A 17950-nucleotide genomic window follows, 5' to 3' on the forward strand; every position below is an offset into this window, starting at 1 on the left:
CCTCAAGGCGATAGTAGGCTTTGCGTTCACCCTTGCTGTTGGTTTTATAGACTGTTCCTATGTGCATGGGACAAAGGTCGGCATTGTACCGACGACAGCCAAAAGTCTGGGGGTACTACAGAGGGGGTATGGAACCAAAATAACCTGATTTTAACACATAGACACAGCAAAAACCGCATAAAACCATCGAAATTAAAGATTGTTTAACCTTACGAAAGGTCTATTGTGGCAATGTGGGTTAAATCATTATTCGTATGGACAACACGATTGAGAACATCGGTCTATCCCAGCTTCCCAACGGAGCCCATTTCAACTACATGCAAGCCACCATCGAGCGGACGGAGGCCGACAGCGTGGCGAAAGCCAAAGTACCGAACGAGCTGCCCGCCCTCAAGAGCGCCTTCGCCGCCGAGGACGAATGCCTGAACGTATCGCGCAAAGACCCCCTCTCCGACCGGATCGGCGAGGCCGACACGCGGCGCGACAGCTATTACACGGGCTACAAGAACGCCGTGAAAGGCTTCCTGCACCTCCCCGAGGGCGATATGCTCGCGACCGCCCGGACGCTCTGGCAGCATATCGCGGATTATAAGATCGACACGAAAGACCAGCTGGACAAGGAGACCGGTATGCTGACCAACTTCATCGACGACCTGCAGGGCAAGTTCGCCTCGCAAGTGGCGGCCCTCGGGCTGAAACCCTTCGTCGACAACCTGAAGACGGCCAACGAGGAGACCCGCGAGCTGCTCATCCAGCGCGACACCGGCAACTCCTCCAAGACCGTAGGCGCCACCAAGGCCGCGCGGCAGGCCACCGACGAGGCCTACCGCAAGCTCATCGCGAAGATCAACGCCTACGCCACCCTCGACGAGACCGGCGAGCTGCGCCCCTTCGTCGACGCGATGAACGCCCAGATCCTCCGCTACAAGCGCAACGTGCTCGGACATCCCGCCACCCCCCCCGCCACCCCCGCCGAGCCGGGGCAACCCGCCGAGCCGGACCAGCCGACCGAGCCGGGCGACGATTCGCCCGACGAGATCTGACGACGCGGCCCCAACCGCCCCGTCCCACCGCGGGACGGCGGAAATAAAAACATCCCCGTTGAGGGGATGTTTTTTGCTACTGTCCCGTAAAATAAGTACTTTCGCGTCCTGAAGATTACATAAAAAAAGAGATCCTGATTATGGCATTACAATGTGGCATCGTAGGCCTCCCCAACGTAGGGAAGTCTACCCTTTTCAATTGCTTATCCAACGCGAAGGCGCAATCGGCGAACTTCCCGTTCTGTACGATCGAGCCGAACGTAGGCGTGATCACCGTGCCGGACGAGCGGCTGAGCAAACTGGCCGAGATCGAACATCCGCAGCGAGTGATCCCCGCCACCGTAGAGATCGTAGACATCGCCGGGCTGGTGAAAGGCGCCAGCAAAGGCGAGGGGCTGGGCAACAAGTTCCTGGCCAACATCCGCGAGACCGACGCGATCTTGCACGTGTTGCGCTGTTTCGACGACGACAATATCGTACACGTAGACGGGCGCGTAGACCCCGTACGCGACAAGGAGATCATCGACTACGAGCTCCAGATCAAGGACCTGGAGACGATCGACAGCCGCATCGCCAAGGTGCAGAAACAGGCGCAGACCGGAGGCGACAAGCAGGCCAAGGTCGTCTACGAGGTGCTTCGCAAGTACAAGGCGGCGCTGGAGCAGGGGAAAAGCGCGCGCACCGTCTCCCTCGACACGAAAGACGAGGCCAACGCCGCCCGCGACCTCTTCCTGCTGACGAACAAGCCCGTCCTGTACGTCTGCAACGTAGACGAGGCCAGCGCCGCCAGCGGCAACCACTACGTCGAGGCCGTACGCGAGGCGGTCAAGGAGGAAGAGGCCCGGATCCTGGTCGTCGCCGCCAAGATCGAGAGCGAGATCGCCGAGTTCGACACCTACGAGGAGCGCCAGATGTTCCTGCGGGAGATCGGCCTGGAGTCGTCCGGCGTAAGCCGCCTGATCCGATCGGCCTATAGCCTGTTGAACCTGCGAACCTTCCTGACCGCCGGGCCGGACGAATGCCGCGCCTGGACGTTCCGCGAAGGCTGGAAAGCGCCCCAATGCGCCGGCGTCATCCACACCGACTTCGAGAAGGGATTCATCCGCGCCGAGGTCATCAAGTACGACGACTATATCGCCTACGGCTCCGAGGCCGCGGTCAAGGAGGCCGGGAAGATGAGCGTAGAGGGGAAGGAATATGTCGTGCAAGACGGAGACATCATGCATTTCCGCTTCAATGTATAAGCAGTAAGCGAAATAAATCCTATCTTTGAGACCGGCTAAAGTGGCGTAAAGCCCTTTTACCCGGTTTCTTTATATCCTTTAAAATCCAATGTGTATGAAACGTTTTCTCAATTCCGTGCTTTGCGCGTGTATCGCCGCCTGCTGCGCGCAGGCCCAGCGAAGCGGTGTGACCAGCGTGCTGGAAGTGATGGACATCACGACCGGGCGGCGCACCGTCGTCAAAGAATTTCCCTACCGGATCGAGGCGCCCAACTGGACGCCGGACGGCCGTTGGCTCGTATACAACAGCGGCGGGAAGCTCTACAAGCTCTCCCCGGAATCCCCGGGCGAGCCGCGGCAGATCGACAGCGACTACGCGACCCGTTGCAACAACGACCACGTGATCTCCGCGGATGGCCGGCAAATCGCCATCAGCCACGCGACAAGGGAAGACCACCGGTCGCGCGTCTACACCCTGCCTCTCGAGGGAGGCGTCCCGCGGCTGATCACCCCGCTCGGCCCCAGCTACCTCCACGGATGGAGCCCCGACGGGAAACAACTCGCCTATTGCGCCGAGCGAGACGGCAACTTCGACGTCTACGTCATCCCGGCCCGGGGAGGCGAGGAAAAACGCCTCACCACCGCCGAGGGCTTGGACGACGGCCCCGAATACTCGCCGTGCGGGCAATACATCTGGTTCAACTCCGTGCGCACCGGGCTCATGCAGGTCTGGCGCATGAGAGCGGACGGTACCGAGCAAACCCAGATGACCTCTGACGAGACCCGCAACTCCTGGTTCCCCCACATCTCGCCGGACGGCAAGCACATCGTTTTCATCACCTACGCGAAAGGCGACCTGGAGCCCGGCCAGCACCTGGCCAATAAAAACGTGGAGCTGCGCCTCATGCCGGCCGAGGGCGGAGCGCCCAAGACCCTCGTCAAGCTATTCGGCGGGCAAGGTACGATAAACGTGAACTCCTGGGCACCCGACAGCAAGCGCTTCGCTTTCGTCAGCTACCGCCTGGCGGATTGACGCACGTCTCCCCTCCCCCCTTCCGGATCCCCCGTCTCCTCGTCGTGAGAGCCAAGCTATTTCCCCGTGATAATCCGCTTGATCTCGCTCAGTTTGTTCAGGGCTTCCAAGGGGGTGAGGTTATTCACGTCCAGGTGCTTGATCTCGTCCCGTACCCGGCCCAACACCGGGTCGTCCAGCTGGAAGAAACTCAGCTGATACCCCTCGGCGGCGGAGGCGATCGCCTTGACCGGCTTGCCCGCGATGCCCTCCTGGCGATTCTCGGACTCCAACTGCCGCAAGATCTCGCTCGAACGCCTCACGATGCTCTTGGGCATGCCGGCCATCTTCGCCACGTGGATGCCAAAGCTATGCTCGCTCCCCCCGGGGACCAGCTTGCGCAGGAAGATCACCTTATTCCCCACCTCCTTGACCGATACGTTGTAATTCTTGATCCGCTTGAAGCTACGCGCCATCTCGTTCAGCTCGTGGTAATGGGTGGCGAAGAGCGTCTTCGCCCTCGCGTCGGGGCGCTCATGAATATATTCCACGATCGCCCAAGCGATCGATATGCCGTCGTAGGTGCTGGTGCCCCGCCCCAACTCGTCGAAAAGCACCAGGCTCCGGGAGGTCATGTTATTCAATATGTCGGAGGCCTCGTTCATCTCGACCATAAAGGTAGACTCGCCCACCGAGATATTGTCCGAGGCGCCCACGCGGGTAAAAATCTTGTCCACGACGCCGATACGGGCGCTCTCGGCCGGGACGAAGCAACCGATTTGCGCCATGAGCGTGATCAAGGCCGTCTGGCGCAACAGGGCGGACTTGCCGGCCATATTCGGCCCCGTGATAATGATGATCTGCTGTTTCTCGTCGTCCAGGTAGACATCGTTGGCGATATACGGCTCTCCCAAGGGCAGTTGCCTCTCGATCACCGGGTGGCGGCCCCCCTTTATGTCGATCGCGTCGGAATCATCCACGACCGGACGGATATATCGGTTCGCCTCCGCGACCTTGGCGAAAGACAAAAGGCAGTCGATACGCCCGATCAAGCCCGCGTTCATCTGGATGGGCGGGATATACTCCGTCAAGGCCAATACCAGCTCGTTGAAAAGGCGAGTCTCCAGCGCGAGGATCTTTTCCTCCGCCCCCAATATCTTCTCCTCGTATTCCTTCAGCTCCTCGGTGATATAGCGCTCGGCGTTCACCAAGGTCTGCTTCCGGATCCAACTGGCCGGAACCTTGTCCTTATGGGCGTTCCGTACCTCTATGTAATAGCCGAAGACGTTGTTGAAGGCGATCTTCAAGCTCGGGATACCCGTCTGCTCGCTCTCGCGCCGCTGTACCTTCAGCAAATAATCCTTGCCGGAATAGGCGATGGCGCGCAAGTCGTCCAATTCCTCGTTGACTCCCTTCGCGATAATCCCTCCCCGGTTGACCAACGAGGGGGGATCGTCGTGAATCTCTTTCTCGATCCGGTCGCGGATCAAGGCGCAAGCGTTCAACTGCTCCCCGATCCGGCACAAGACAGGCTCCCCGCTCGCCATACAGGCCGCCTTGATCGGCTCGATCGCGCGAAGCGCGACCTTCAGCTGGACCACCTCGCGAGGAGATACGCGGCCGACAGCTACCTTGGAGATGATACGCTCCAAGTCGCCGATCTGCCCCAACCGCGTATCCAGCAACTCCTGGGTCTCCGGCTCGCGGAAGAGATAATCCACGACCGCCTGGCGCTCCTGGATCGGCTTTACATCCTTTAGCGGGAACAGTATCCACCGGCGAAGCATGCGGGAACCCATCGGCGAGATCGTCTTGTCGATCACGTCCAACAGGCTCGTTCCCTCGTCGCTCATCGGATCCACCAGCTCCAGGCTGCGTACCGTAAACTTATCCAGACGGACATATCGATCCTCCTCGATACGGGATAAAGCGGTGATATGGGAAATATGCGTGTGCTGGGTCTGGTCCAGATAATACAGAATCGCCCCGGAGGCGATAATGCCTAATTTCAGGTGTTGTACGCCAAAACCCTTCAAGTTCCTCGTCTCGAAATGCTTCAGCAGGCGATCCTCGGCGGCCGAGGTCGTAAAGATCCAGTCATCCAGCTCAAAGATAAAGAAACGAGGGCCGAAAGCCTCCTCGAAACGCTTCTTGTTTCCCCGCTCGATCAGCACTTCCTTCGGGGAAAAGTTATTGAGTAATTTGTCGATATAATCGATGGAGCCCTCCGCCGCCATGAACTCGCCGGTGGAGATATCCAAGAAGGAGATACCGCATACCTCCTTGGCGAAATGGATAGAGGCCAGGAAATTGTTCTCTTTATGATTCAGTATATTTTCATTGATGGAAACGCCGGGAGTCACCAATTCCGTAATTCCCCGCTTCACCAGTTTCTTCGTCAGCTTCGGGTCTTCCAGCTGGTCGCAGATAGCCACACGCTTACCGGCCCGCACCAACTTCGGCAGATAAGAATCCAAGGCATGATGTGGAAATCCCGCCATCTCGACATGTTGCGCCACGCCATTCGCGCGTTTGGTCTGTACGATACCCAATATCTCCGCGCCCATCACGGCGTCCTCGCCATACATCTCGTAAAAGTCTCCGACCCGGAATAAAAGGATAGCGTCCGGATGTTTCGCTTTTATATCGAAATACTGCTTCATCAAAGGGGTTTCCACAACTTTTGCCACGGTAGTAATCTTTTAAATTTATCCACGCGAAGGTAGCGTTTTAAAAAAATCTCGCCAATAGGCGAAGATTCAATTCCTATCTCTTTTTAAAATACAACGGCCATAAATCCTGTATGCGATTCGCTATGTGATACGCCAATACCGGAGGCACCGCGTTGCCGATCACCTTATAAGCACCCGAGACCGTCAGCTCAAAACGGGTATGCTCCTTCTTGCGCGACACAAAAGGATAATCCGGCGGAAACGTCTGTATCAAGGCACATTCCCGGGGAGTCAGGCGACGTTCCTGTAAACCGGCGTCTAATTCTTCCGTAATAACGCCCCCATGCTCCCGGGATAAACGACGGTATTCTATATTTCCATGATGCTCGGAACGAATCGTAGGGCCAATATGATCCAACGCGATCTCCTTTTGACCTTGACAATGAGCTCCCATATATTTCGCCTGTGAATAATACCGCTGGGATGGATCGTCTGTCCTATCCGGTTCCTCCAATCCTACAAAAACATCCCGACAAACCACCGGCGGCAATAGTCTCTTGTCTTCCACGGTGCAAGCATGTGTCGGGCTCGGATAAGGATCGTAAGCCTCGGGTATCTTCTCCCCTTGAAGCGCTCTTAAGGCCTTAGCCTTTAACGCGGACTTACGTATCCCGATAAAAATCACACGCTCTCTGGACTCCGGAACCCCATAGTTACCCGCATGTAAGACTTGAGGATCCAGAACAATATATCCATCCCCGGCCGCATGGGCGAAGTCTCTCTGAATGATACTTTTCACGTCTCCCAGATTCACCAGCCCCTTCACGTTCTCCGCGATAAACAGCTTGGGCCTCGTAATATCGATCACCTGCTTCATCCAGTAGTAAAGTTTACCCCTCGTCTCTTCCGAGGCCTCATCGTCCTCGCGCAATTTCCCGGTATGATCCTTATTCGACGCAAATCCCAGACGTTTGCCGGAGACACTGAAATCCTGGCAAGGAAACCCCCCCGTGACGACATCTATCCGCTCAGGGAAGACTTTTTTCCCCGCCCGGTGCTCTTTCACCAAGTCTACGATACTCTTTGTGTTATAAACGTTTTTATCGTGGCCGAATCGATCCATATATTGAAGCCAAGCGGTTTGTGCCTCTTTCAATATATCATTCGCGAAGACCGTCCGAAAACGATTCCTCCGTAAACGGACCCAATGCTCATCGATAACCTCTTGAACCCACGTACTTTGAGGAGATATAGATTTACGATGACATATAAAATCCCCCTCAAACCCTAAATCCATGCCCCCGCATCCGGAGAACAGAGACAAGACTCGTAAGCTATCCAACGATTCGATATCCTTTCCACCTCTTTTCATTTTTGGACCTTGTGCTATATACTGTTTTTATCAAAAGAGTCGCAAATCTACAAAAATCACGGGATTTGGTTAAACAATTTAGGAGGATTAGTTGTTGACTGATTAGATAAAATTAGTAGTATGGAAAAAAGTATTAAAGGTACACGTACCGAGCAGAATTTGTTGAAATCATTTGCCGGGGAATCTCAGGCAAGAAGTCGTTACACCTTTTTCGCCAGCGTAGCTAAAAAAGAGGGTTACGAGCAAATCGCGGGGGTTTTTATGGAGACAGCCGAGCAAGAGAAGGAACACGCCAAACGCTTCTTTAAGTTCCTGGAGGGGGGAATGGTTGAGATTACCGCTTCTTATCCCGCGGGCGTAATCGGAACAACCGCCGAGAACTTGGCCGCCGCGGCAGCCGGTGAGAATGAGGAGTGGTCCGAATTGTATCCCGAGTTCGCCAAGATCGCAGAGGAAGAAGGCTTTCCCGCTATCGCTTTGGCTTTCAAAATGATCGCGAAGGTAGAGGCTGAACACGAGAGTCGTTATCGTAAATTGTTGGCTAACGTAGAGGGAGGGAAAGTATTCGAGAAAGATGAAGCCATTTTCTGGCAATGCCGTAACTGCGGCTTTGTGATCGAGAGCAAGGAGGCTCCGGTTAATTGTCCGGCATGCGCTCATCCGCGCGCTTTCTTTGAACCGATGAAACAGAACTATTGATAAGTAGAGAATCGAGAATTGCTATGCCAATTCTCGATTCTCGATTATTTAACCGGTGGATAATCAATCGTATAATGTAATCCTCGGCTCTCTTTCCGCTCCATCGCTTGGCGAGTGATCAAATAGCCTACATTGATCATATTGCGCAACTCGCATAATTCCCGGGATGCCTTGCAACGCTTGAACAGGCTCTCTGTCTCCTCATACAGAATATCCAGACGGTTCCACGCACGGATCAAACGCGTGTTACTGCGAACGATACCTACATACGCCTCCATGATCTGGTTCACCTCTTTCATGCTCTGAGTGATCAATACACGCTCTTCATTGGTGATCGTTCCCTCATCGTTCCATTCCGGTACATCTTGGTTGAACTCATAGCGATCCAAAACGCTTAATGAGTGTTTCGCCGCGGCGTCGGCATATACAACCGCCTCGATCAATGAGTTTGAGGCCAGTCGGTTACCACCGTGCAAGCCGGTACAAGAACACTCTCCGATCGCATATAGGCGACGGATGCTGGATTGCCCATTCAAGTCTACCTTGATACCTCCGCATAGATAATGGGCGGCAGGGGCTACCGGGATGTAATCTTTCGTGATATCGATCCCTAGACTGAGGCATTTCTTATAGATATTGGGGAAATGTTTCTTCGTCTCTTCCGGATCTTTGTGGGTCACATCTAGATAGACATGGTCTTCACCCCGTTGTTTCATCTCGTTATCGATCGCACGGGCTACGATATCGCGAGGAGCCAAGGAAAGACGGGGATCATACTTATGCATGAACTCCTCGCCGCCAAGGTTTCTCAATACGGCTCCATAGCCGCGCATCGCTTCGGTGATGAGGAAAGAGGGACGGTCGCCCGGATGATACAAGGCAGTCGGGTGGAACTGGATGAACTCCATATCCTTTACGGAGCCTTTCGCACGGTAAACCATGGCGATACCGTCTCCGGTAGCTACCAGTGGGTTTGTCGTATTCCGGTAAACAGCCTCGCAACCGCCGGTTGCCATAACGGTTATCTTCGACAAGAAAGTATGTACCTCGCCCGTATCCTCGTTCAATACGTAGGCGCCGAAACACTTGATGCCGGGGGTATGGCGGGTGACGATAATACCCATATGATGCTGGGTGATAATCTCTACCGCATAATGATTCTCGAATACGGTGATGTTGGGATGATCGTTTACCGTTTTTATCAGGCTCGTCTGTATCTCGGCTCCCGTATTGTCGGCATGGTGCAGGATACGAAACTCGGAGTGTCCTCCTTCTTTATGCAGGTCGAACTCTCCGCTTTCTTTTTTATCGAAATTAACTCCCCATCGGATAAGCGCCTCGATCTGGGCAGGAGCCTCACGCACGACTTTCTCCACGGCTGCCCGGTCGCTGATCCGGTCGCCGGCGATCATCGTGTCTTCTATGTGCTTCTCGAAATTATCTACTTTCAAGTTGGTTACGGAAGCGATACCTCCTTGTGCGAAATATGTGTTGGCTTCTTCTTGTCCGGCTTTACAGATAAGTGCTACGCTCTTGCCCTCATTGGCTACCTTCAGCGCGAAGCTCATACCGGCGATTCCCGAGCCTATCACTAAGTAATCGAATCTCTGTACCATAATTGTCTACTGTTTAGGCTCACAAAGTTAGGGATTAACTGATTAGGTTGTTCCTTTTGCGCTTGCTTTTCGTTGAAAATAAATTACCGCACGGGCATCGTGTCTCTTCTTCCGCACGCCGTCGGAGGGAAGGATTTATTCCGGGATACAGTCTTTACGGTAAACAGGCAGGACTACTCGCAGGCGGAAGTGGAAGACCGGGGCATCCTGCATACACGGCAAGAGGCTGCACCTGTTCCGGCACAGCCTCGAGCAAAACCTCCGCTAATCGGCATAAAGCCCTATGCGGTTCCCTTCCGGGTCGGCAAACACGGCAAAAGAGCCTCTGCCCTCCACCTGAATCCGGGTGCGTGGAATCATGACCTTTCCGCCGCACTCTTTCACCCGCCCGAGCGTGGGATCCATATCGTCGCAATGAAAGTAGATCAATACGCCGTCTGCCGACGGTCGGAAACCGGGAGCATGGGAGAGCGCGCCCACCGCCTGCCCGTCTTGTACGAAGCACGCCATTTTCTCGTTACCGCAAGCCGACTGTGCCAGCTCCATGCCGAAGATGGATTGGTAGAAGTCCACCGCCCGGTCGAAATCTGTTGCCGGGATTTCAAAGAATGCAATTAAATTCTTCATCGTTTTTTTCTTTTTTATGGGTTCATACTGTGTCTTGCGCAAAGACACTGCAAATTTACAGGGACGGCGGCGGCCTCGATAGAAGAAAACGGACATCTTTGGGGGCAACTAAAGTTTCCCACCCTCAATAAAGTGGGTGGGAAATAAGTGTCATTCCCGGCATTCCTCCGGAAGTATGGCTAACGCCCTGTTCTCGTTCTCCTCCATGATCTCCCGCTCGCCGGGGCCTTTGTCGTTGATACCGCAAAGGTGTAGGATGCCGTGGATGATGGTACGGTGGAGTTCCTCGTTATAGTCCGTATGGAATGTATCGGCGTTTGTCCGGACCGTATCGAGGCTGATGAACAGGTCGCCCGAGATCTTGTCCCCTACCGTATAATCGAAGGTGATAATATCCGTGTAATAATCATGTTGGAGGTATTGGCGGTTTACCTCTAATATCTTCTCGTCCGAACAGAAGATATAGCTGATATCGCCCGTCTTCTTTCCATAGGCCTCGGCCACTGCCTTGATCCATCCGCTGACCGCTCTTTTCTTGATTGCCGGGAGTTGGATATCCTCGGCGTAATATGCTATTGCCATAAATTGTTGCTCTTGATGATTTGAAAATAGTATTGTCCGATTGGTTATACGGGCTGTTAAAAGAATAGATAAGCCATCGCTATCGCCGCTATCGCTCCGGCCAGATCCGCCAATAAGGCGCACTGTACCGTATAGCGGGTATTACGAATGCCGACGCTGCCGTAATAAAGAGCGACTACATAAAAGGTCGTATCGCAAGAGCCCTGTACGATGGATGACAGGCGGCCTACGAAAGAATCTGCCCCATAGGTATTCATCGCGTCCAACATCATGCCCCTAGCCCCGCTTCCGCTTAGCGGCTTCATGAGGATCGTAGGTAGCGCCCCTACAAACTCCGTATCAAGACCGATCGCTGCTACTCCCATACGAACCCCCTCGGTGATGAAATCCATCGCTCCCGAGGCCCGGAAAATTCCGATACCGACCAAGATCGCCACGAGATAAGGAATAATCGTTATGGCGGTATGGAAACCCTCTTTCGCCCCTTCGATAAAAGCGTCGTACACGTTGATCTTTTTCCGCGTACCGCTGATGATAAACCCGCAGATAATGGTGAAAAGCAGCGTATTGGCGAACAAGGTTGAATACAGGGAAACCTGCTCTTGCTCCATAGAATTGAACAACCAGACCAATCCTCCGATAAATAGTCCCAACCCGCCGAAAAACAATACGAGGTTCCGTTGCAAGACATTAATCTTTTGTCGTACGCAAACCGCCAAGATCGCTACCAAGGTAGACGTGAAAGTAGTCAGCATGATCGGCAGGAATACATCCGACGGATTTGCGGCTCCCATCTGTGCCCGGTACATCATGATGGTGATCGGGATCAAGGTCAGCCCCGAGGCGTTGATGCAAAGAAACATGACCATCGAGTTACTTGCGGACTCTTTCTCTGGATTTAACTCCTGCAATTGTTGCATCGCCCTCAGTCCCATCGGCGTGGCGGCATTATCCAGCCCCAACAAGTTCGCCGACAAGTTCATGAAGATCGATCCCGTCACTGGATGATCTTTCGGAATATCCGGGAATAGCTTACTGAATACCGGGGCGGCCAATCGTGCGAACGCTTGGATCACTCCTCCTTTCTCGCCAATCTTCATAATCCCCAGCCAAAGCGACAAGATCCCGGTAAGTCCCAATGAGATCTCGAACCCCGTCTTAGCCGAGGCGAAAGAAGCGTTGATAATCTCGGTAAAAACAGCGGTATCCCCGCCGATGACCAATTTACCTACGGCCACGAAGAAAGCGATCACGAAGAAAGCGATCCAAATGTAATTTAGTACCATAACAAAAATATATTGGTCGCGAATTTAGGAATTAATTGCCAATTCATCATATTTCATTCTCAAATCCGCAACCATTCAATGAAGCCCTTGTTGTGTCTGAATCAGAGAAGGCGCCGGGGAATATCCGCCTGGGATAGGACGGCTAAGTCACTGGAATCCGTCTTGCGTTCCATTGACTTGGCGCCGTGTCTCAATGGTTTTCGCCTTAATTTCGATTTGCGCGAGATACCGTGGCGTGTCGAAACGCCCCGGCTCGCGGAAGTAGGTGAAATCGTAGCCGTTCTTCTCAAGGTATTCAAGGTTCTTTTAAGGAACGGACAGAGCGGGGAGATTGGCCGAAATTAGCCTTGCAGAAGTGCGAGAAGTTAGAAAGCGACTCGAAGCCATACTTGTGACAAATCTCGGATATGGAAAGCTCGGTCATGATAAGGTCGTTATGAATGTCGTGGCATTTGCGTTTCAGCATCCATTGATAAGCGGGCTCTCCGAACGTGTACTTGAAGATACGGCGGAAAGTGGGTACGCTGTAGCCCCCCAATTGAGCGAAGGTCTCCACGTCTTTCGCCTTTTGGTAGTTCTGCATCACGAAATACTGGAAACTGTGGCTATACCGGTAAATCGGGGCGTAAAAGGCGGCTAGCTCCTTGATGGGATAGTAGCAGTTCAGCAAGTAGACCATCTCCGAGCGTTTGGCTTGCATCAGCCCGGAACATCTTAAATCATCGTTGAGGTAAAGCTTCATCCCCTCGATGAAGAGTTGTATCGGCGGAACCATCGTCATGACGATGGGCTGCTGGCACTCGTTCTCCACGATGGAGATGCCTTTGTTGAAACGGTTGTCGCATATGCTTTGCAGACGCTCGAAGAGATAGATGATACATTCGGCATGGTCGAGTACCTTGCACTCCACTTTCGAGCCGATTACTTGCAATACGAACTGTCCGCCCCGGAACGTAGTATCCGGGTGCTCCTCGCTGTTCAGCCAGATTTCTCCCTTGATCAGGAAGAATACCATGTTCTGCACGCATCTAGTCTGAGGGATCACGTATCCTTTCGGATAAATCCGATACTTGAATATATCCCTCTGGTAGAAGCTACAAGAGGGACAGTCGGTATATTTGGCGCAGCGATGGTCGGTTAACATGCCTTGAGTGTTGCTATAATTTCACTTTCTTTGTTCTGCCTCCGCTCTCGTTATGAAAACGGTCTACGGCGGTCACCACGTAATGATACTTGATCCTACCTTTCTCGTAAGGCATCAGGTAGCCGGTTTCCCGGGTGATAGCCACGATCTTTGAGGGATCGCTCGTGTCTATCGGCTCCTTGTCGTTAAAGCGATAGACGACGAAATAAGAAGCTAGCTCTGGATTCGTGGGGCTTCGCTCCGCTTGCCAATGTAACAAGAAGCCTTTAGGGGTCCATTCGGCCTTTAGCTTGCTTACGTCTTTTGGCGGACGGTTATGCATATGGGTATAGGCCGGGATAAGTGCTGGGTAACGGTGGTAGTTCCGTTTCAGGCTGTCGGCTACGCCCTTGTTATTCCATAGAATCTCGTTGGCGGGCCAGAAACAGTTGCCGCTCACGTGAGGCAAGGTGCGTTCGTAACGCATCTTGCGGGTTAATTGATCTGCTTTCATGGTGCGGGCCACGTCTTGCCCGATATACAGGTGTCCGCTGTTGGCGTTTTTGTCCCACCATTTGACAAGCGTGATGTAATCCGCCGCCGGGTGTCCGATCTCCCAATAGATCTGGGGGATGTTATAATCAATCCAGCCTTGCTGTACCCAATAGGTGATATCGGCGTAGAGGTCGTCGTAGTTTTGTAGGCCGTTGGTATTGCTACCTGATCCGTCCGCGGTACTTCTCTTGTTGCGGTAGATGCCGAAGGGACTGATACCGAAACGTACCCAAGGCTTGGTGAGCAAGATGGTACGTTTCAATTCCCGGATCAAGATATTTACGTTCTCCCGGCGCCAATCGTTCCTTTGTGCCTCGCTATAGCCTTTTCGCAAGCCGTATTTCCGGAAGCTGCTATCATCCGGGAAAGTCATACCCGCTATGGGATAGGGATAGAAATAATCGTCCATATGGATAGCGTCTACGTCGTAACGGCTGACGATATCACGCACCACCCGGCAGATGAACCGACGGCTCTCCGGTAATCCCGGGTCGAAAAGGATTTGTTTGTTATAGGTGACAAACCATTCGGGATGCTTATGATAGATGTGAGAATCGGCGAAACGAGTGTTTCCCGCCGTGCTTGCCCGGTAAGGATTTAACCAAGCGTGAAACTCCATGTTTCGTTTATGGCATTCTTGAACCAAGAAGGCCATCGGGTCGAACTCTCCTGTCGGGGCTAGACCCTGCTCTCCGGTGAAGAAGCGGCTCCACGGCTCAATATCGGATTTGTAGAAAGCATCCGCTTCGGGGCGCACCTGAAAGATGATGGCGTTGATGCCGCATGCTTGCAGGTAATTAAGCTTGCGGATGAAGTCTTTTCTCATCCGGGCGGGAGTCATATCCTTGTATTCGCCTTGAAAAGCAGTCTGTATCCATGCTCCCCTAAACTCTCGCTTGGTCTCTTTACCCGCATTCGTAACCAGACGGGGGGCCTTGCGAACGGTAGAACATGAGGTTATCGCACAAAAGAGAATCGCTATTAAGAAGCGGAAATAGTTAATGTACATGAGCGCCTTGCTGTATTTGTCTATGAAATTTCCAACAAATGTAGAAGATTCCCTGTAAATATGAAATATCTCACCCTTGTTATTTTACTTGGCAGTAGAGACGAGGCACACCCTGTCTGACATTTCCCTCCTCGGGCTTTATCTCCAGTTTTCTTATCTCACGGGCCTATAAATCGAGATTTATATCTAAATTTGCGTTAAAGAAAAAGATAGAGGTAATATGTCTGAGAGCAATTCGATTTTCATCAAGGGGGCGCGTGTCAACAACTTGAAAAATATAGATGTAGAGATTCCAAGGGACAAGCTGGTGGTGATAACCGGGCTGTCGGGGAGTGGAAAATCATCGTTGGCGTTCGATACCCTTTATGCGGAGGGGCAGCGCCGGTATGTAGAGAGTTTATCTGCTTACGCCCGCCAGTTCTTGGGGAGGATGAGTAAGCCGGAATGCGACTATATTAAGGGAATACCGCCCGCCATCGCTATCGAGCAGAAGGTGAATACCCGTAATCCGCGTTCCACGGTCGGTACATCTACCGAGATTTATGAGTATTTACGCTTGTTGTATGCTCGTGTCGGGAAGACGATATCGCCGGTTTCCGGTACCGAGGTGAAAAAACATCAGGTGAGCGATATTATCAAGGAGGTCATGCGATATCCCGAGGGGACTCGTTTTGCCGTATTCGCCCCAGTCGTTTTGCCGGAAGGCCGGGATATGAAGGAACAGCTGGAAATCTTACGGAAAGAAGGATATGCCCGTCTGTCGGTGAATGATACGGTATATCGTATCTCGGAGGTATTGGCGAGCGATGAGTTGCGGTCTTACCCGATCGAGTTGTTGGTAGACCGTCTGACGGTATCGGGCGATAAGACCTTGAAAAGCCGTTTGGCAGACTCGTCCGAGACCGCTTTCTTTGAGGGTCATGGTACCTGTTTGATCCGTATTTATACGGAGAAAGGGGTAGTCGTGAAGGAATTCTCGAAGAAGTTCGAGGCGGATGGCATGACATTCGAGGAGCCTACCGATCTGATGTTTAGCTTTAATAATCCGTTGGGCGCTTGTCCGGCCTGTGAGGGGTTCGGTAAGGTACTGGGCATCGATGAGAATCTGGTGGTGCCTGATAAAAGCTTGTCTGTTTATCAAGGGGCCGTGGTTTGCTGGAAAGGTGAGGTGATGGGTGAATGGCTGAAAGACTTTATCGTGAAGAGCGAGAAATATAACTTCCCGATACACCGCCCATATTATGACTTGACACAGGAAGAGAAGGATTTGTTGTGGCATGGGGCGAGAGGCATACACGGTATCGATGATTTCTTTAAGTTCGTGGAAGAAAATCTTTATAAGATACAATACCGGGTGATGCAAGCCCGCTATCGGGGAAAGACGACTTGCCCGGTTTGTAAGGGGAGCCGCTTGAGGCCGGAAGCGCTGTATGTGCAAGTGGGAGGTAAGAATATCGCTGAGCTGGTAGCGATGCCGGTTTCGGAGGCAAAGGTTTTCTTTGATCAACTGGAACTGGACGAGACGGATGCGGCGATCGCCAAACGTTTGCTCACGGAAATCAATAATCGCTTGCGATTCCTGTTGGATGTAGGGTTGGGTTATCTGACTTTAGATCGCCTCTCGGCCTCATTATCCGGAGGAGAGAGTCAACGTATCAATCTGGCTACTTCGTTGGGTAGCAGTCTGGTGGGTTCGTTGTATATTTTGGATGAGCCGAGTATCGGCCTGCATTCCCGGGATACGGATTTGTTGGTCAAGGTATTGCGGCAGTTGCGAGCCTTGGGAAATACCGTGGTCGTAGTGGAGCATGATGAGGAGATTATCCGTGCGGCGGATTATATCATCGATATCGGTCCGAAAGCGGGACGTTTGGGGGGAGAGGTCGTTTATCAAGGTGATGTAAACAACCTTCGGAAATGTAGCGATAGCCATACGGTACGTTATTTGACGGGAGAGGATCGGATCGAGATCCCGCCTTATCGCCGTCCGTGGAATAATTATATAGAGGTGATAGGAGCCCGGAAAAATAACTTAAAGGGCGTAGACGTGAAGTTCCCTTTGAACGTGATGACGGTGGTTACCGGCGTGAGCGGTTCGGGTAAAAGTTCCTTGGTCCGTGATGTTTTCTACGAGGGCGTGAAACGCCATTTGGATGATGCCGCTCGTCTGACCGTGGATTGCTCCGGTATCCGCGGAGATTTGAATAGGATTCAGGCGATCGAGTTTGTAGATCAGAACTCGATCGGAAAGAGTTCCCGCTCGAACCCCGTGACGTATATCGGCGCTTACGACGAGATCCGCAAACTATTTGGCGAGCAGCCTCTAGCGAAGCAGATGGGATATAACGCCGCCTATTTCTCCTTTAATAAGGAAGGAGGCCGCTGCGAGGAGTGCAAGGGAGAGGGCAAGATCACGGTGGAGATGCAGTTTATGGCGGATATCACCTTGGAATGCGAGGCCTGCCATGGCAAACGCTTCAAGCAGGATGTATTGGATGTAGAGTATCAAGGCACTAACATATATGATGTGTTGGAAATGACCGTGAATCAAGCGATCGAGTTCTTCGAGAAAGGTTCCGGCTCCCAAGAGAAGAAGATCGTGAAACGTCTGAGACCGTTGCAAGACGTGGGCTTAGGCTATATCAAGTTGGGACAGACTTCCTCCACTTTATCCGGTGGTGAGAACCAACGCGTAAAACTGGCTTATTACCTAGGCCAGGAGAAACAACAGCCTACCTTATTCGTTTTCGACGAGCCTACGACCGGTTTACACTTCCATGATATCAAGACTTTGTTGAAAGCTTTCAATGCCTTGATCGAGCAAGGCCACTCGGTGGTAATTATCGAGCATAATATGGATGTGATCAAGTGTGCGGACTACGTGATCGATCTCGGTCCGGAGGGTGGAAAGGCTGGCGGACAGTTGGTTTGTACCGGTACACCTGAGCAGATAGTGGCTTGCGAGGCATCCTATACCGGTAGGTTTTTAAGGGATAAGTTATAAAGAGACGACGATACAAAGTGCCAAAGTCAGGAAAGACGGCGCGGGGGGGGGAATATCCGTGGATAGCCTCCTGCGCCATTTTTTGCCTATTCTTATTTTGTTAACTTTGCACCCTCAAATCAACAGG

General features: G+C 52.7%; 13 protein-coding genes. 5 read left to right on the forward strand and 8 right to left on the reverse strand.

Annotated features, from left to right (window positions below; all coding sequences use genetic code 11):
* Positions 1 to 254 precede the first annotated feature (254 nt).
* From G7Y39_RS05340 to G7Y39_RS05350, 3 genes are all read left to right on the forward strand, one after another.
* The gene (locus G7Y39_RS05340; RefSeq protein WP_165155797.1) at positions 255 to 1043 is read left to right on the forward strand and encodes a DUF6261 family protein; all 789 of its coding nucleotides are present in this window, start codon (positions 255 to 257) and stop codon (positions 1041 to 1043) included.
* A gap of 140 nt (positions 1044 to 1183) precedes the next feature.
* A complete protein-coding gene (ychF, locus tag G7Y39_RS05345; RefSeq protein ID WP_165155799.1) occupies positions 1184 to 2287 on the forward strand; it encodes a redox-regulated ATPase YchF in 1104 nt (367 codons plus the stop codon).
* Between the two features lie 94 nt (positions 2288 to 2381).
* A complete protein-coding gene (locus G7Y39_RS05350) occupies positions 2382 to 3299 on the forward strand; it encodes a PD40 domain-containing protein (RefSeq protein WP_165155801.1) in 918 nt (305 codons plus the stop codon).
* A 56-nt stretch (positions 3300 to 3355) separates the two neighbouring features.
* Here the strand turns inward: G7Y39_RS05350 and mutS are convergent, their stop codons facing one another.
* Together mutS and G7Y39_RS05360 are read right to left on the reverse strand one after the other, a co-directional pair.
* Positions 3356 to 5968, reverse strand: a complete 2613-nt coding sequence (gene mutS, locus G7Y39_RS05355) for a DNA mismatch repair protein MutS (protein WP_165155803.1) — start codon at positions 5966 to 5968, stop codon at positions 3356 to 3358.
* 76 nt (positions 5969 to 6044) lie between these two features.
* Positions 6045 to 7322 (reverse strand): DNA cytosine methyltransferase, encoded by a 1278-nt coding sequence (locus tag G7Y39_RS05360; protein WP_165155805.1) that lies wholly within the window; start codon positions 7320 to 7322, stop codon positions 6045 to 6047.
* 120 nt (positions 7323 to 7442) lie between these two features.
* Between G7Y39_RS05360 and rbr the strand changes: the two genes are divergently transcribed.
* Entirely contained in the window at positions 7443 to 8021 is a 579-nt protein-coding gene (gene rbr / locus G7Y39_RS05365) for a rubrerythrin (protein WP_165155807.1), read from the forward strand.
* 44 nt (positions 8022 to 8065) lie between these two features.
* On the opposite strand, the gene nadB is transcribed toward rbr, so the two are convergent.
* From nadB to G7Y39_RS05395, 6 genes are all read right to left on the reverse strand, one after another.
* Positions 8066 to 9637 (reverse strand): L-aspartate oxidase, encoded by a 1572-nt coding sequence (gene nadB / locus G7Y39_RS05370; protein ID WP_165155809.1) that lies wholly within the window; start codon positions 9635 to 9637, stop codon positions 8066 to 8068.
* Positions 9638 to 9901: 264 nt separating this feature from the next.
* Positions 9902 to 10264: a VOC family protein gene (locus tag G7Y39_RS05375; protein WP_165155811.1), complete on the reverse strand. Its 363-nt coding sequence runs from the start codon at positions 10262 to 10264 to the stop codon at positions 9902 to 9904.
* A gap of 150 nt (positions 10265 to 10414) precedes the next feature.
* Positions 10415 to 10846, reverse strand: coding sequence for an rRNA maturation RNase YbeY (gene ybeY / locus G7Y39_RS05380; RefSeq protein ID WP_165155813.1), 432 nt, complete (start codon positions 10844 to 10846; stop codon positions 10415 to 10417).
* A 56-nt stretch (positions 10847 to 10902) separates the two neighbouring features.
* Positions 10903 to 12132: a nucleoside recognition domain-containing protein gene (locus G7Y39_RS05385; protein ID WP_165155815.1), complete on the reverse strand. Its 1230-nt coding sequence runs from the start codon at positions 12130 to 12132 to the stop codon at positions 10903 to 10905.
* Positions 12133 to 12427: 295 nt separating this feature from the next.
* Complete coding sequence (locus G7Y39_RS05390) at positions 12428 to 13276, reverse strand: helix-turn-helix transcriptional regulator (RefSeq protein WP_165155817.1); 849 nt, start codon at positions 13274 to 13276, stop codon at positions 12428 to 12430.
* 13 nt (positions 13277 to 13289) lie between these two features.
* Positions 13290 to 14819 carry a glycoside hydrolase family 10 protein gene (locus G7Y39_RS05395; RefSeq protein ID WP_165155819.1) on the reverse strand — a complete coding sequence of 510 codons (1530 nt, stop codon included), beginning with the start codon at positions 14817 to 14819 and terminating at the stop codon, positions 13290 to 13292.
* Between the two features lie 220 nt (positions 14820 to 15039).
* Here G7Y39_RS05395 and uvrA point away from each other — a divergent pair, with 220 nt between their 5' ends.
* Positions 15040 to 17823, forward strand: coding sequence for an excinuclease ABC subunit UvrA (gene uvrA, locus G7Y39_RS05400; RefSeq protein WP_165155821.1), 2784 nt, complete (start codon positions 15040 to 15042; stop codon positions 17821 to 17823).
* Positions 17824 to 17950: the final 127 nt, after the last annotated feature.

The sequence above is a fragment of the Parabacteroides sp. ZJ-118 genome (assembly GCF_011038785.1).
In the GTDB taxonomy this organism is placed as follows: domain Bacteria; phylum Bacteroidota; class Bacteroidia; order Bacteroidales; family Tannerellaceae; genus Parabacteroides.